14 protein-coding genes are annotated in these 15,135 nt (G+C 68.6%); 10 read left to right on the top strand and 4 right to left on the bottom strand.

All coding sequences use genetic code 11. The features are described 5' to 3' along the window. The first annotated feature begins 30 nt into the window (after positions 1-30). The 7 genes from ACWELJ_RS02220 to ACWELJ_RS02190 all read left to right on the top strand — a co-directional run bounded on the left by ACWELJ_RS02220 (position 31) and on the right by ACWELJ_RS02190 (position 8,016). Positions 31-948 (top strand): ribonuclease Z, encoded by a 918-nt coding sequence (locus ACWELJ_RS02220; RefSeq protein ID WP_452364350.1) that lies wholly within the window; start codon positions 31-33, stop codon positions 946-948. A 59-nt stretch (positions 949-1,007) separates the two neighbouring features. After that, positions 1,008-2,684, top strand: a complete 1,677-nt coding sequence (locus ACWELJ_RS02215; RefSeq protein WP_452364349.1) for a DUF885 domain-containing protein — start codon at positions 1,008-1,010, stop codon at positions 2,682-2,684. A gap of 112 nt (positions 2,685-2,796) precedes the next feature. Then, positions 2,797-3,282: a hypothetical protein gene (locus ACWELJ_RS02210; RefSeq protein ID WP_452364348.1), complete on the top strand. Its 486-nt coding sequence runs from the start codon at positions 2,797-2,799 to the stop codon at positions 3,280-3,282. A 72-nt stretch (positions 3,283-3,354) separates the two neighbouring features. Beyond that, positions 3,355-4,782 (top strand): MDR family MFS transporter, encoded by a 1,428-nt coding sequence (locus ACWELJ_RS02205; protein ID WP_452364347.1) that lies wholly within the window; start codon positions 3,355-3,357, stop codon positions 4,780-4,782. 140 nt (positions 4,783-4,922) lie between these two features. Then, a complete protein-coding gene (locus tag ACWELJ_RS02200) occupies positions 4,923-6,071 on the top strand; it encodes a class I SAM-dependent methyltransferase (RefSeq protein ID WP_452364346.1) in 1,149 nt (382 codons plus the stop codon). A gap of 13 nt (positions 6,072-6,084) precedes the next feature. Beyond that, the gene (locus ACWELJ_RS02195; protein WP_452364430.1) at positions 6,085-7,011 is read left to right on the top strand and encodes an LLM class F420-dependent oxidoreductase; all 927 of its coding nucleotides are present in this window, start codon (positions 6,085-6,087) and stop codon (positions 7,009-7,011) included. Positions 7,012-7,185: 174 nt separating this feature from the next. Continuing rightward, the gene (locus tag ACWELJ_RS02190; protein ID WP_452364429.1) at positions 7,186-8,016 is read left to right on the top strand and encodes a Bax inhibitor-1/YccA family protein; all 831 of its coding nucleotides are present in this window, start codon (positions 7,186-7,188) and stop codon (positions 8,014-8,016) included. Positions 8,017-8,111: 95 nt separating this feature from the next. Here the strand turns inward: ACWELJ_RS02190 and ACWELJ_RS02185 are convergent, their stop codons facing one another. The 3 genes from ACWELJ_RS02185 to ACWELJ_RS02175 all read right to left on the bottom strand — a co-directional run bounded on the left by ACWELJ_RS02185 (position 8,112) and on the right by ACWELJ_RS02175 (position 10,405). Continuing rightward, the gene (locus ACWELJ_RS02185) at positions 8,112-8,450 is read right to left on the bottom strand and encodes a DUF1330 domain-containing protein (RefSeq protein WP_452364345.1); all 339 of its coding nucleotides are present in this window, start codon (positions 8,448-8,450) and stop codon (positions 8,112-8,114) included. A gap of 136 nt (positions 8,451-8,586) precedes the next feature. Next, positions 8,587-9,804, bottom strand: a complete 1,218-nt coding sequence (locus ACWELJ_RS02180) for an acetyl-CoA C-acetyltransferase (RefSeq protein WP_452364344.1) — start codon at positions 9,802-9,804, stop codon at positions 8,587-8,589. A gap of 136 nt (positions 9,805-9,940) precedes the next feature. Next, positions 9,941-10,405 (bottom strand): hypothetical protein, encoded by a 465-nt coding sequence (locus tag ACWELJ_RS02175; RefSeq protein ID WP_452364343.1) that lies wholly within the window; start codon positions 10,403-10,405, stop codon positions 9,941-9,943. 81 nt (positions 10,406-10,486) lie between these two features. Between ACWELJ_RS02175 and ACWELJ_RS02170 the strand changes: the two genes are divergently transcribed. From ACWELJ_RS02170 to ACWELJ_RS02160, 3 genes are all read left to right on the top strand, one after another. Further along, entirely contained in the window at positions 10,487-11,878 is a 1,392-nt protein-coding gene (locus tag ACWELJ_RS02170) for a cystathionine beta-synthase (protein ID WP_452364342.1), read from the top strand. 787 nt (positions 11,879-12,665) lie between these two features. After that, a complete protein-coding gene (locus ACWELJ_RS02165; protein WP_452364341.1) occupies positions 12,666-13,307 on the top strand; it encodes a transglycosylase SLT domain-containing protein in 642 nt (213 codons plus the stop codon). A gap of 197 nt (positions 13,308-13,504) precedes the next feature. Next, positions 13,505-14,677, top strand: a complete 1,173-nt coding sequence (locus tag ACWELJ_RS02160) for a mechanosensitive ion channel family protein (RefSeq protein ID WP_452364340.1) — start codon at positions 13,505-13,507, stop codon at positions 14,675-14,677. A gap of 88 nt (positions 14,678-14,765) precedes the next feature. Here the strand turns inward: ACWELJ_RS02160 and ACWELJ_RS02155 are convergent, their stop codons facing one another. After that, entirely contained in the window at positions 14,766-15,113 is a 348-nt protein-coding gene (locus ACWELJ_RS02155; protein ID WP_452364339.1) for a DUF6401 family natural product biosynthesis protein, read from the bottom strand. Between the last annotated feature and the right edge of the window lie 22 nt (positions 15,114-15,135).

The following is a 15,135-nucleotide window of genomic DNA, read 5'->3' as shown; positions in this document are numbered from 1 at the left end:
AACCGCGGGCCGGCCGGTAGCCTGGCGGCCGTGTCACAGCGCGAACTGGTCATTCTCGGAACGGCCAGCCAAGTACCGACCAAACAGCGCAATCACAACGGCTACCTGCTGCGCTGGGACCGAGAGGGGCTGCTGTTCGACCCGGGGGAGGGCACCCAGCGGCAGATGAGCTTCGCGGGCGTGGCCGCCAGCGGCATCACCCGCATCTGCGTGACCCACTTCCACGGTGACCACTGCTTCGGATTGCCCGGAGTGCTCGGCCGCATCAGCCTCGACGGGGCGCTGCACCCGGTGGACGTCTACTTCCCGGCCTCGGGTGAGGTCTTCTACGAGCGGCTGGTCGACTCCTCGGCGCACAACCGCCAGGTCGAACTGCACCCGCACCCGATCACCGACAATGGCGAACTACCCCCGCCGGGAGCCGATTTCACGCTGCGAGCCGCGCGGCTCTCGCATCCGGTGGAGGCGTTCGGATACCGCCTCGACGAGCCGGACAGCCTGCGCTTCATTCCCGAGCGGCTGCGCGAACTGGGTCTGTCGGGTCCGGTCGTGGGCGAACTGCAGCGGCGCGGCGAAGTCGAGATCGGTGGCCGCACCGTCACTCTCGACGAGGTGAGCGAGGCCCGCCCGGGGCAGAGCTTCGCCTTCATCATGGACACCCGCCTCTGCGACGGCGTCCACGATCTGGCCCAGGGCGTCGACATGCTGGTCATCGAGGCGACCTTCGTCGACGCCGACGAGAAGCTCGCCGTCGAGTACGGCCACCTCACGGCGGGCCAAGCCGCCCGGGTCGCCGCCCGTGCCGGCGTCCGCACCCTCGTCCTCACCCACTACTCCCAGCGCTACCGCACCCTCGACCAGCACCTGGCCGACGCCCGAGCCCATTTCGACGGCGAGATCGTGGTGGCCGAGGACCTGATGCGCATCCCGGTGCCGCCCCGCCGCTGAGGGGTGCGAAGTTTCGCGGCGACCCCGCCGCGGGGGCGGGCGCGGGCATGATGGTCGGCATGGACGCGCACAAGGAGCTCATCGCACTCGCCGACCGGTACTGGGACGCCATGCTGGAGTCCGCGCCCAGTGAGGCGACCCTCTTGGGGGACAGGCGATTCGACGATCGGATCGAGGACTTGTCGGCGGGGGCGGAGCAGCGGTTGCTCGGCACCTGGCGGGGGCTGCTGGCCGAGGTGGACGCGCTCGACGCGGCGGGGTTGAGCGAGGAGGACCGCACCACGCGGAGTCTGCTGCGGACCGAATTGGCCTCGGCGGTCTCATATCTGGAGTGGCGGCCGATCGAGCTGGCCTCGGATCAGATGACCGGGGTGCACTCGGCCATGCTGACCATGGCTCCGCAGGTGAACGCGCCCGCGCCGGAGAACGCGCGTGATCTGGTGCTGCGCTACCGGCAGTTCGGCACGCTGATGGCGCAGGCGGTGGAGCGGTTCCGGGCCGGGCTCGCGGCGGGGCGCACGCCCGCGCACATCACCATCGAGCGTTCGCTCAACCAGCTCGACGGGTACCTGTCCGCGGATCTGGCCGATGATCCCTTCGTCACCCTCGCGGGTCCGGCCGGCTGGGATGGCGAAAGCGCTTGGCGCGCCGAGCTGGCCGAGGTCGCGCGGGATGTCATCCGGCCCGCCTTCGCCGCCTACCGGGAGGCGCTCGACACCGAGCTCCGGCCCGTCGCCCGCCCGGACGAGCGGCCCGGCCTGTGCTGGCTCGGCGACGACGGCGCCGACATCTACCGCCGCCTGCTGCAGCGGCACACCACGCTGCCCGACCTGGGCGCGGACGAGATCCACCAGCTGGGCCTGGACGAATTGGCCGGGCTGCGGGCCGAATACGAGGAGATCGGCGGGCGCGCATTCGGTCTCACCGAGCAGTCCGTCATCTTCGCCCGGCTGCGCGAGGACACGGCGCTGCGCTACACCGACGCCGCGGACATCATGTCCGACGCCCGCGCCTGCCTGGCCGCCGCCGAGGCCGAGATGCCCCGCTGGTTCGGCCGCCTGCCCCGCCAATCCTGCGACATCCTGCCCGTTCCCGACTTCCTGGCCGCCGACGCGCCCGCGGCCTACTACTTCCCGCCGGCCGCCGACGGCTCCCGCCCCGGCGCGTACTACGTCAACCTGCGCGAACCCGGCACCCGCAACCGCTACGAGACCGCGGCCGTCGCCTACCACGAGGCCATTCCGGGCCACCACCTCCAGCTCACCATCGCCAACGAACTCGACCATCTCCCGCCCTTCCAGCGAATGTCGTTCTCCAACACCGCCTTCGTCGAAGGCTGGGCGCTCTACACCGAGCGCCTCGCCGACGAAATGGGCCTCTACCCCGACGACCTCGCCCGGATCGGCATGCTGGCCGCGGACTCCTGGCGCTCCTGCCGCCTGGTGGTGGACACCGGTCTGCACGCCAAGGGCTGGACCCGGCAACAAGCCATCGACTTCATGGTCGCCAACGCCCCCGTCGGCGTCGAGGAGATCCGCGTCGAGATCGACCGTTACATCGCCATGCCCGGTCAGGCGGTGGCCTACAAGGTCGGCCAGCTCGAGATCCGCCGCCAGCGCGCGCAGGTCGCCGAGCGCCTGGGAACCGCCTTCGACATCAAGGCTTTCCACGACAAAGTCCTCGGCGCGGGCTCGGTCAGCCTGCCCGTCCTGCGGGATCTGGCGGCCACTCTCTAGCCCAGCTGGGCGACCGGCTGGAGACACCAGAAACAGGGGCGTGTAAATGCCTGTGCTTCAGATCAGGATTCGCGGTGGGAACGGAGAGCCGTCGAAGAGAAAGGTTCCCACCGTGGGTTCTCCCAGTGCATATCGAGGCCGCCGAATCGGCTGGGGTACGGCGGGATTCGCCGCCGCGATGGCCGTGGTCACGGCGGGCGCGCCCACCGCATCGGCCGGAATCGTGGCGGTTCACATCAGCAGTGCCGACACCTATTACACCGGAACCGCGTACGCGGTCTCCGCAAGCTTGAGCGCCCAGGACAGTTGGGTGAGTTTCTACGACAACGGCCAGTGCGTCACGGGCACGAAATCGTCGCACGTCGGCGACAGCGAGATGCAGCCGGTCGCCGCCATCAAGTGGGTCCCGCGGACGGCCGGACATCACGTCCTGTCCGTCGAGTACGCCGGGCAGACGATGACGGTCGCCGTCGACGTCCAAGCCGCACCCGCGGGCAGCACGCCGGCCACACCGCCCGCGACCTCCCCGTGCGGACTGGCGGGCCAGCTCGGCTCGGGCAGCGCCGGATGGTCGTGGGGCAGCCTCCAACCGTTCTGACCCCGCGGGAATAGCGGCCCGGGCGATACGTTCGACTCAGTGGTGAGTCGGGTTGTGGAGAAGGGGTCGCCGGTGACGGCTACGGATGTGAAGTCGTCGGTCGGATTGCGGTCGGAGCGCGGGCCGATTCTCGCGGCGCTCATGTTGTCGACCTCCTTGGTGGCGCTGGACTCCACGGTGATCGCGACCGCGGTGCTCACCATCACCGACCAGCTCGGCGGATTCGCGCAGTTCCCATGGCTGTTCAGCATCTATCTGCTGGCACAGGCGGTGACCGTCCCGATCTACGGCAAGCTCGCCGACATGGTGGGGCGGAAACCGGTGATGCTGTTCGGGATCGGGGTGTTCGCGCTCGGGTCGCTGCTGTGCGGGCTCGCCACCAGCATGCTCGGGCTGATCGTGTTCCGGGCGGTGCAGGGCATCGGGGCGGGCGCGGTCAGCCCGATCGCGATGACCATCGCCGGAGATGTCTACACCGTGCAGGAGCGGGCCAAGGTGCAGGCGTACCTGGCCAGCGTGTGGGCGACCTCGTCGGTGGTGGGTCCGCTGCTGGGCGGGGTGTTCTCCGAATACATCAGCTGGCGGTGGATCTTCCTGGTCAATCTGCCGCTGGCCGCGCTGGCCGGCTGGATGATCCTGCGCAAGTTCACCGAAAGCGCTCCGCGGCAGAGTCATCGGATCGACTATCTCGGCGCCGGGCTGCTGACCGTCGGCGCGGGCGCGCTGATCCTGGCGCTGCTCGAGGGCGGGCAGGCCTGGGCCTGGGATTCGGCAGCCGGCCTGGCGCTCTTCGGCGGCGGCGTGGCGACTCTGATCGCCTTCGCCCTGGTGGAGCGGCGAGCCGCGAATCCGATTCTGCCGCTGTGGGTTTTCACCCGTCGCGTGGTGGTGGCCAGCAGCCTGGTCTCGCTGCTGGTCGGCGCGATCCTGCTCGGGCTCACCTCGTACGTGCCGACCTTCGCCCAAGGCGTGCTGGGCAGCGGCGCGATGATCGCCGGACTGACCGTCGGCGCGCTCACCCTGGGCTGGCCGCTGGCCGCCTCCCAAGCCGGGAAGGTATACCTGCGCATAGGTTTCCGGTCGACGGCTCTGATCGGCACCGTGCTCGCCACCGTCGGTGCGGCGTCGCTGCTGCTGGTCGGCGCGGGTTCGAGCCTGGCCCAGGTGGCGATCGGCTGCTTCATCGTCGGGATGGGCATGGGCCTGGTCGCCACTCCGACCCTGATCGCGGCGCAGTCCCAGAGCGAATGGTCCGAGCGCGGCGTGGTGACCGCCACCAATATGTTCGCCCGCTCGCTGGGCAGCGCGGTCGGCGTGGCCGTGTTCGGCGCGGTGGTCAACGCGCGCCTGGGGAACGCCGACCATCCGGCCGCGGCCGATCTCGCGCCCGCGGTGCACCTGGTCTTCGTGGGCGTGGCCGTGATGGCGGCGGTGATGATCGCGGCGGCCGCGTTCATGCCCCGGGGTGAGGGGAGCGTGGCGGAAATCCATTCGGCGTGAACGGGATCGACCCGCATCCGGAACGGGACCGACACGAATTTTGCGTGTCGCAGAATTGCGCGCAGGTCATTCTATTTCGGAAAAGGGTCACCGACGGTGCCGAATGGAATAGCCCGGCAATGATCTAGCACACTGTAGGTGTGGTTGAGGTCGAGGACGTATTGCGCCGACTGCGGCGGTATCCGGATGTCGAAGCGGTGAACCTGTACGCGGTCGATGCCGCTGACCGGCTCATGCTGGATGTCGCCGCCGATTCGCTGGCCGCCGCGGGTGACCGGCGGGTGGCGGTGATCGACGACGGCTACGGCGCGTTGACCCTCGGCGCGATCGCCGCGCACGACCTACGCGGCGTGCGCGTGCATCAGGATTTGCTGACCGGCGAATCGGCGCTCGCCAACAATGCCCGAATTGTCGGACTGTCCGATCGCTATTCGACCGAGGAATTGGGTCCGGACCTCCTCTCCGATGTGCGCGTGGTGCTGTGGCGGCTGCCGCGCGCCCTGGCCGGCCTGGCCGAGACCGCCGACGCCATCGCGCGTTTCGCGCTGCCCGAGGTGGAGGTGTTCGCCGGCGGCCGCGACAAGTACCTGACCCCGGCCATGAACGAGGTGCTGGCCGAATCCTTCGGCTCGGTGCGGGCCAGCCGCGGCCGCCAGAAGTCCCGCATCCTGCTCGCCGCCGAGCCCAAACCCGTTGGCGAGCCCCGCTTTCCGGTGCACAACCGCCTCGACGAGCAGAACCTGGAGGTGGTCGCCCACGGTGCGGCCTTCTCCGGCCCGCGCCTGGACATCGGCACCCGCTTCCTGCTCGACCACCTGCGCCGGATGAAGCCCGACGCCCGAGACGCCATCGACCTGGGTTGCGGCACCGGCATTCTCGCGGTCGCCCTGGCCAAGGCCCGCCCCGGCATCCGGGTCACCGCGACCGACCAGTCCGCCGCCGCCATCGCCTCCACCCGCGCCACCGTCGCCGCCAACGAGGTGGCCGACCGGGTCACCGTGCTGCGCGACGACGCCATGTCCAGCGCTCCCGACAACAGCGCCGACCTGGTGCTGTGCAATCCGCCGTTCCACATCGGCGCGGCCGTGCACACCGGTTCGGCCATCAAGATGTTCCAGCAGACCGGCCGCGTGCTGCGTCCCGGCGGCGAACTGTGGACCGTCTACAACACGCACCTGAACTACCGCAGCGTCATGGAGCGCATGGTCGGCAGAACCGATGTGATGGGCCGCAATCGCAAGTTCACTGTGACCCGGTCGGTGTGTGGTCTGCGCGACGCCGAACAATAGGGTCATGGGACGAATCGATCTTCGAATCTTCACCGAACCCCAGCAGGGCGCGTCCTACGACACCCTGCGCACGGTCGCCAAGGCCGCCGAGGACCTCGGCTACGACGCCTTCTTCCGCTCCGACCACTACCTGAAGATGGGCGACGCGGACGGCCTGCCCGGCCCCACCGACGCCTGGATCACCCTGGCCGGGCTGGCCCGCGAGACCAGCCGCATCCGGCTCGGCACCCTGGTCACCTCGGCGACCTTCCGGCACCCGGGCGTGCTGGCCATCGAGGTGGCTCAGGTCGACGCCATGTCCGGCGGCCGTGTCGAATTCGGTTTCGGCGCGGGCTGGTTCGAGGCCGAGCACGCCGCGTACGGCATCCCGTTCCCGGCCGCGAAGTTCCCGCGCTTCGAGGAGCAGCTGGCCATCGTCACCGGCCTGTGGTCGACGCCGGTGGGGGAGACCTTCTCCTTCGCGGGCGAGCACTACACGCTCACCGATTCCCCGGCGCTGCCCAAGCCCGCGCAGGAACGCATTCCGGTCATCATCGGCGGCATGGGCGCCAAGCGCACCCCGCGCCTGGCCGCGCGGTACGCGACCGAGTTCAATGCGCCGTTCCAGTCCGCCGAGGCCAGCGCCGAGCAGTTCGATCGGGTCCGCATGGCGGCCAAGGACATCGGCCGCGATCCCGCGGACATCACCTTCTCCAACGCCCTGGTCGCCTGTGTCGGCGCGAGCGACGCCGAGGTGGCGCGGCGCGCGTCCGCCATCGGGCGCGAGGTGGACGAGCTGCGGGCCAACGGCCTGGCGGGCAGCCCGGACGAGGTGGTCGACAAGCTGGGCCGTTACGCGGAGATCGCCGGGACCCGCCGGGTCTACCTGCAGACGCTGGACCTGTCGGATCTGGACCACCTGGAGCTGATCGCGACTCGTGTGATGGGTCAACTGAACTGATCCTTCAGTAAAGCTGAGGTAAAGTCCGATTGGTCCGCTCTGGTGGGGTTCGGGAACTCCGGGCCCCCACCACACGTTGGACGAGTAGCTTCAAGGGCCACGAACGACGTGAGCCGCGACTCCAGAAAGGGACGCACGGTGACGCGCTCCACTTCCAACCCGGTTTTCCGGAACATGCAGCCCCAGCAGGGCGGCTATGCCGGCTTCGGCTCGGCCCCTGGAGCCGGACAGTTCCCCAGCAACCCCTACGGCCAGCAGCCGCCGCAGTACCCGGGCGGGTACCAGCAGCCCTACCAGCCGGCCGTGCCCACCACCCGTCCGATGACCATCGACGATGTCGTCCAGAAGACCGGCATCACCCTCGGCGTGGTCACCCTGACGGCGATCCTGTCCTACGCGCTCACCTCGGCCAACCACGGCCTCGCCATGCTGTTCCTGCTGGTCGGCGGTCTCGGCGGCTTCGCGCTCGCCATGATCATGACCTTCGGTCGCAAGCAGGACAACCCGGCCCTGGTGCTGAGCTACGCGGCGCTGGAAGGCCTGCTGCTGGGCTCGTTCTCGTTCCTGTTCACCAATGTGGAGATCGGCGGCGTCGGCGGCTCGGGCCTGATCGCGCAGGCCGTGCTCGGCACCTTCGGCGTGTTCTTCGGCATGCTCGTGGTCTACAAGACCGGCGCGATCCGCGTCACCCCGCGCTTCACCCGCATGATCGTCGGCGCCATGATCGGCATCCTGGTGCTCATGCTCGGTAACCTGGTCGCCGGGTTCTTCACCGCGGGCGGCTTCGGCCTGCGTGACGGCGGCCCGCTGGCCATCGTCTTCAGCCTCGTGGTCATCGGTGTCGCGGCCTTCAGCTTCCTGCTGGACTTCGACGCCGCCGACCAGCTGATCCGGGCCCAGGCTCCGGAGAAGGCGGCCTGGGGCGTGGCGTTCGGCCTGACCGTCACCCTGGTCTGGCTCTACCTCGAGATCCTGCGCCTGCTGAGCTACTTCCAGGATCGCTAGTCCGGAAGGGCTGACACACAGCTGAATACGCGAGTGGGCGGGCATCGGGAATCCGGTGCCCGCCCACCGCTGTGTAGCCAAGCCTGAGAACAGAATCAGTCGTTGCTCACCACCTCCTCCAGCACGTCGGTGGCGACGTGATCCGCGCCGCAGTCGTCGGCGAGAATCGCGATGCTGGAACAGTTCCGCACCCGCAGCGGCAGGATCGCTTGATAGGCGGCCGACTCGTACCAGTCGAGAACGGCCTGGTGGTCGGGGAATTCGATGACGATGGCGATCGCGCTCGCCGGGCCCTCGATGACCCGCTGGGTGCCGCCGTGCACGATGAACCTGCCGCCGAACGGTTCCAGCGTGGAGTCGATGCGCTCGAGGTACTCCACGATCTCGGCGTTGATGTCGACGTCCCACAGATTGGCGATGGCGTAACCGGGCATTTCGGGCTCCTCGATCGGATTGCTGTGCTGCCCTTGATGTTTCCGCCCGCCGGGAACGAAGTCGATTACCCGCCAGGTAATAACGAAACGGGCCGCCCGACCGTGAGGTCGAGCGGCCCGCGTCAGTGCCGAGGTATCAGCTCAGGCGCTCGATGATCATCGCCATGCCCTGGCCGCCACCGACACACATGGTCTCCAGACCGAACTGCTTGTCGTGGGTCTGCAGGTTGTTGATGAGGGTCGCGGTGATGCGGGCGCCGGTCATACCGAACGGGTGGCCCAGGGCGATCGCGCCACCGGACACGTTCAGCTTGTCCTCGTCCATGCCCAGCTCGCGGGCCGAACCCAGCACCTGAACGGCGAAGGCCTCGTTGATCTCGTACAGGTCGAGGTCGTTGATGGTCATGTTCGCGTTCTTCAGGGTGTTGCGCACCGCCTCGATCGGGCCCAGGCCCATGATCTCGGGGGACAGGCCGGAGACGCCGGTGGCCACGATGCGGGCCAGCGGGGTCAGGCCCAGGGCCTTGGCCTTCTCGTCGGACATGACGACCAGCGCGGCCGCACCGTCGTTCAGCGGGCAGGCGTTACCGGCGGTGACGGTGCCGTTCTCGCGGAAGACCGGCTTCAGCTGCGAGATCTTCTCGTAGGAGGTGCCGGCGCGCGGGCCGTCGTCGGTGGTGACGATGGTGCCGTCGGGCAGGGTGACCGGGGTGATCTCCCGCTCGAAGAAGCCGGACTTGATGGCCTCCTCGGCGCGGTTCTGCGAACGCACGCCCCAGTGGTCCTGGTCCTCGCGGGAGATGCCGGTGTAGGTCGCGACGTTCTCGGCGGTCTCACCCATGGCGATGTACACGTCCGGGAGCAGGCCCTCGGCGCGCGGGTCGGTCCAGGTGGCGTTGGAGGCCTTGGTCGCCACGGTGCGGGCCTCGGCGTCGGCGAAGCGCGGGTTGTGGCTGTCCGGCCAGCCGTCCGCGGTGCCCTTCGGGAAGTTGGAGACGGTCTCGACACCGGCCGAGATGAACACGTCGCCCTCGCCCGCCTTGATGGCGTGGAACGCCATGCGGGTGGTCATCAGCGAGGAGGAGCAGTAGCGGTTGACGGTGACGCCCGGCAGGGCGTCGTAGCCGAGCTGCACGGCGACCGAGCGCGCGATGTTGAAACCGGCGTAACCGGCGGGCTGGCCGCAGCCCAGCAGCAGGTCGTTGACATCGCTCACGTCCAGGCCCGGAACCTTGTCCAGGGCGGCCTGCACCATCTGCGCGGCCAGATCGTCCGGTCGCATGCTCACCAGAGAACCCTTGCCGGCGCGGCCGATCGGCGAGCGGGCGTACGAAACGATGACGGCCTCAGCCATGAGGACTCCTTTTTTGCTGGGGTGATCCTCTTCGAATTTACGACGGGTGTGGTGGGGGTCCTACATCCGGTATGCCCGTATCCCACTTACTGGTCTGTGGGAAATCGCACTCGCGCGGCTCTCGAGGCCGGAAAGATCAGGATGGGACGTCGAAACTGCTGTGGGAGGGGATGTTTGCCATGTCGGTGTAGACCGTGACCTCGATGCGCCCGGGCCCGGTGTCCTGGAACAACGCGTAGTGCTCGCTGCCGTAGAAGCCGGCGAGGACGGGAACTCGATATTCGCCCGCGGCGCCGGTGTTCATATTGCGCCAGGCGACGGTGGCGGTGGTCTCACACATCGGCGCGAAGGAGAACTCGCCCGGATCGAACCCGGCGACCGGCAGCGCCTGCACGTTCAAGATCGCCCGGCCGGGCCACTGCGGGCTGGTGTCGGCCCAGGATCGGATCGTGCCGCCGCACAGCATCGCATCGTGGTACATGCTCGGGACCTGCGGAAACTCGATGGTTCCGGCGTCGGCGGGAGCGGCGCAGACGATCATGGTCGCGCCGCCGAGAGCGGTCAGCAGGGAGGCGGCGGGCAAGCTCGTCGGCATCCTCATGGGCCGATGGTAATTTCCGGCAAGCGTGATATCGCCGACGTGCGCGAAGGCGCGTATCTCCTTTCTGCAACGATGATGGGTATGCGCATCGCTAACCATGTCGTCGATCTGATCGGAAACACCCCGCTCGTCCGGTTGAACTCCGTGGTGGGGCCGAACTCGGGACTGGTGGCGGCGAAGGTCGAGTACCTCAACCCGGGTGGCAGCTCGAAGGACCGCATCGCCGTCAAGATGATCGAGGCCGCCGAGAAGGCCGGGCTGCTGAAGCCCGGCGGCACGATCGTCGAACCGACCTCCGGCAATACCGGTGTGGGCCTGGCCCTGGTCGCGCAGCAGCGCGGCTACAAGACCGTGTTCGTCTGCCCGGACAAGGTCAGCGAGGACAAGCGCAACGTGCTGCGCGCCTACGGCGCCGAGGTCGTGGTCTGCCCGACCGCGGTCGCGCCGGAGGACCCGGACAGCTACTACAACGTCTCCGACCGTCTCGTCCGCGAGATCCCGGGCGCGTGGAAGCCGGACCAGTACTCCAACCCGGGCGGCCCGGAATCGCACTACGAGACCACCGGTCCCGAGATCTGGCGCGACACCGAGGGCAAGATCACCCACTTCGTGGCGGGCGTCGGCACCGGCGGCACCATCACCGGCACCGGCCGGTACCTCAAGGAGGTCTCCGGCGGCCAGGTCAAGATCATCGGCGCGGACCCGGAGGGCTCGGTCTACTCCGGCGGCACCGGCCGCCCGTACCTGGTCGAGGGCGTCGGCGAGGACTTCTGGCCGACCGCCTACGACCCGGCCATCCCGGACGAGATCATCGCCGTCTCCGACGCCGACTCCTTCGAGATGACCCGCCGCCTGGCCCGCGAGGAGGGCCTGCTGGTCGGCGGCTCCTGCGGTATGGCCGTGGTCGCGGCGCTCAAGGTCGCCGAGCGCGATCCGGACGCCGTGGTGGTCGTGCTGCTGCCGGACGGCGGCCGCGGCTACCTGTCGAAGATCTTCAACGACCAGTGGATGAGCTCCTACGGCTTCCTGCGCTCGCGCCTGGACGGCACCACCGGCGGCGAGGTGCACGTGGGCGACGTGCTGCGCGGCAAGTCCGGTGAGCTGCCGGACCTGGTGCACACCCACCCGCAGGAGACCCTGCGCGACGCCATCGAGATCCTGCGCGAGTACGGCGTCTCCCAGATGCCGGTCGTCGGCGCGGAGCCGCCGGTGATGGCCGGCGAGGTCGCGGGCTCGGTCACCGAGCGCGATCTGCTCTCGGCGGTGTTCGAGGGCCGCGCCAAGCTCACCGACCCGGTCTCCATGCACATGAGCCCGGCCTTCCCGCTGATCGGCGCGGGCGAGCTGGTCTCGGCCGCGACCAAGCTGCTGGAGAGCACCGACGCGCTGATGGTGGTCGAGGACGGCAAGCCGGTCGGCGTCATCACCCGCCACGACCTGCTCGGCTTCCTGAGCACCGACGGTCTGGTCTAGTTCGTCCCGAAGTCCCACCGCCCGCCGGAACCCGTGTGGTTCCGGCGGGCGGTGTGCTGTCCGGGCCCCAGCACGTCCCACACCGCGTCGGGGCGGTGACGAGCGCCGGCGGGCCGGTGCGGCCACCTCGGGCGGCCCAGGAGCGGTCCCAGCGCCCAGCGAAGACGTCCGGGTCGCCCGATGCGTCGTTGCCGAGTCTTTATAGGCCGTGACAAATGTGACGTGTGTGATTTGAGATAACTATTGTGATTTGCTGCGCTGTTACCAAAGGCATCCGAAACGCCGGTGAAACGCCGCGAAATATGCCAAATCTCGGTATATCGCGATCTTCGGGCTAAATTGTTCTGTGATCTGAAACACTTGGTGGTTTCAATTGAATCACCAGGTCAGCGCTTGTATTGATGCAGGTCCCAGACGTGCACCCGGGGCTGGTTCACCCGCTGTTAACCTTTGATTCAGACTGTGTTCACTATGCGCAATCAAGCTGTGACCTTGTCGGAAACAGACCGCAAGTCTGGATGGCGCAAGGAGATGTGAACACACATGCGGAACGTGATCACCACATCGGTGCGCTGAGGCCCTCGGCCGGGAGGCCGTCGCCCTCGCTGTCGCCCTCTAGGTAGGGCGCCAATTCCATTGACCCGTAACGGGTTTCACAACAGCATCCACAACAGCCCGCAGTGTGCAGGTGGGCGTCGGCAGACGCCCGCGTGACCAAGCGCTGCCATTTCAGGCCCGCGAGCCCGAAACCGAACAGGAATCCAAATTCGCCATGCCCAAGAATGTTATGTCTGCTCTCAGTGACCCTGCCAAACGTAACAAGGTAGTTGCCACCGCACGCACGGCCGGTGCCGCCGCTCTCGCCCTCGGCGTGTTCGGCTCCATCTTCACCGCCGCCGGCGCCGCCAACGGCGATGTCGAGCCGACCGCGCTGAAGCAGACCCTGGCCGCCGCCACCGCGCCCGCCGCGAACGTCAAGTTCGCGTCGGTCGGCGAACACCAGGCTGCCGCCCCGGCTCCGGCCCCCATGCCGGCTCCGCTGCCCGAGGTCGCCCCGGCGCCCGCCCCCGAGCCGGCTCCGGCCCCGGCCCCCGCGCCGCCGGTCTACGCCGACAACCTGGACGGCTGGATCCACCAGGCGCTGGACATCATGGCTCAGCGCGGCATTCCGGGCAGCTACGACGGCATCTTCCGCAACATCATCCGGGAGTCCAGCGGCAACCCGCAGGCGATCAACCTGTACGACTCGAACGCCGCCATGGGCATCCCGTCCAAGGGCCTGCTGCAGGTGATCGACCCGACCTTCGCCGCCTACCACGTCGAGGGCACCCCGTTCGACGTCTGGGACCCGGTCGCCAACATCGTGGCCGCCTGCAACTACGCGGCCCACCGCTACGGCTCGATGGACAACGTCAACAGCGCGTACTGATCCGCCGCTCCGGCGATTCGACGAAATACGATGGCCCGCCCGATGAGGGGCGGGCCATTCGTCGTATTCGAGTGGGTATCCGATCCGATTGGGCAACACTTTCGCAAACGGCCGGATCCGACGATCGACTCGGCGTATAACGGCCCCGTGGAGCAGTTCCGGCACCCGGCCGGAACAGATAGCGAAGGGACGGGGTCATGCACACCTCGAGTTCGGCTATCGATATCCAGATCGGGCGAGGGCTCTCCGACGCGTGGAGTTCCATCGCCACCTGGGTGCCCAAATTCGTCGGGTTCCTGGTCATTCTGCTCATCGGCTGGTTCGTCGCGAAACTCGTGGCCCGGCTGGTGACCCGGATTCTGCACCGCGTCGGCTTCGATCGCCTGGTCGAACGCGGCGGCATCAAGGAGATGCTCGCCCGCGGCCGCTACGACGCCACCGGCATCATCGCCAAGCTGGCCTACTACGCGGTCCTGTTGATCACCCTGCAACTCGGCTTCGGCGTCTTCGGCCCGAATCCGGTGAGCACCATGCTGAATTCGGTCGTGGCCTGGCTGCCGCGACTGGCGGTCGGCATCATCATCGTCTGCATCGCGGGCGCCATCGCCCGCGTCGTCCAGGACATGGTCTCGAACATGCTGAGCGGCCTCGACTACGGCCGCATGCTGGGACGCATTGCGGCCGTGTTCATCTGGGGTATCGGCATCATCGCCGCGCTCGATCAGATCGGCGTCGCCACCTCGGTCACCATGCCGATCCTCATCACCGTCCTGGCCACCGTCGGCGGCATCCTCGTCGTCGGGGTCGGCGGCGGCCTGATCCGGCCCATGCAGCAGCGCTGGTCGGGCTGGCTGGACGCCATCGAGGGCGAGATGCCCGAGGTGAAGGGGCACGCGCAGGCGTATCAGCGCGGCCGCGAGGACGCGGCGCGTCAGCGTCAGGCCCAGGAGGCCATGGCCGCGCAACGGGCCGCCATGGCGCAACAACCGACCATGGCGGGGCAGGGCATGGGGCAGATGCCTCCGGGCAAATGGGCCGAACCCGGCAGTGGCGCAATGGGTTACGGACAGCAGGGGTACCAGCAGCCGGGCGGGTATGAACAGGGTGGCGGCCAGCTGCCGCCGCAGCAGCCCGGTCAGATGCCGCCGCAACAGTCCGGTCCGATGCCGCCGCCGCAGCCCGGCCAGATGACCCAGCAGCCCGGTCAGATGCCTGCACCGCAATCGGGCCGGACGCCATCTCCGCAGAGCGGCCAGATGCCACCGCAATCCGGCCAGGCGCCCCAGGGCGAACAGCCGATGCCGCCGCAGCGGCCCACTCGTGGCGGCCAGCTACCGCGGCACGGCGACCAGGATCGCGGCGACATGTAGCCGGCGGGTCTGCCGGGATCAGGGAGCGCTCAGCGCGGAATCGCGTCCGATTCCCCGCACCGGGTGCTCCCTGATCTCGTAGTGAGGTTCAGGAGGCGCGGGCCAGGGAGCAGACGGCGGCCAGGCGGAGATGGAGCCAGTCGGCGTCCTGCCAGTCCAGCGGGGAGCGGGGGAGGGCGGCGGGTTCGGCTTCGCGGAGGTCCTCGAGGATGCCGCGGGCGTAGCCGGCGAGCAGCACGCTGGCCGGGACCAGGCTGGAGTTCTCCACGCCCAGGTCGAGGATGTCGCGGATGGCGGCGGCGTGCTGGTCGATGACCGCGCCGAGGCCGGGGAAGACAGCCGCGGCTTCCAGGGCGGGGGCTCCGTGGGTGCGCTGCAGTCGATTCAGGGTTTTACGCGCCGAGACGACGAGCAGAGCGGAGCCGGGCACAAACACCCGGCGATGCTAGCAACCCGCC

The sequence above is a fragment of the Nocardia sp. NPDC004582 genome, assembly GCF_053602115.1.
Note: the sequence above shows the minus strand (reverse complement) of the source record. Positions and strands in the feature narration are given on the sequence as shown.

Coding starts and splice junctions, on each gene's coding strand:
- ACWELJ_RS02215 (WP_452364349.1), top strand. CDS start 1,008: ATGGACGCGCACAAGGAGCTCATCGCACTCGCCGACCGGTACTGGGAC.
- ACWELJ_RS02190 (WP_452364429.1), top strand. CDS start 7,186: ATGCAGCCCCAGCAGGGCGGCTATGCCGGCTTCGGCTCGGCCCCTGGA.
- ACWELJ_RS02185 (WP_452364345.1), bottom strand. CDS start 8,450: ATGCCCGGTTACGCCATCGCCAATCTGTGGGACGTCGACATCAACGCC.
- ACWELJ_RS02180 (WP_452364344.1), bottom strand. CDS start 9,804: ATGGCTGAGGCCGTCATCGTTTCGTACGCCCGCTCGCCGATCGGCCGC.
- ACWELJ_RS02175 (WP_452364343.1), bottom strand. CDS start 10,405: ATGAGGATGCCGACGAGCTTGCCCGCCGCCTCCCTGCTGACCGCTCTC.
- ACWELJ_RS02170 (WP_452364342.1), top strand. CDS start 10,487: ATGCGCATCGCTAACCATGTCGTCGATCTGATCGGAAACACCCCGCTC.
- ACWELJ_RS02165 (WP_452364341.1), top strand. CDS start 12,666: ATGTCTGCTCTCAGTGACCCTGCCAAACGTAACAAGGTAGTTGCCACC.
- ACWELJ_RS02160 (WP_452364340.1), top strand. CDS start 13,505: ATGCACACCTCGAGTTCGGCTATCGATATCCAGATCGGGCGAGGGCTC.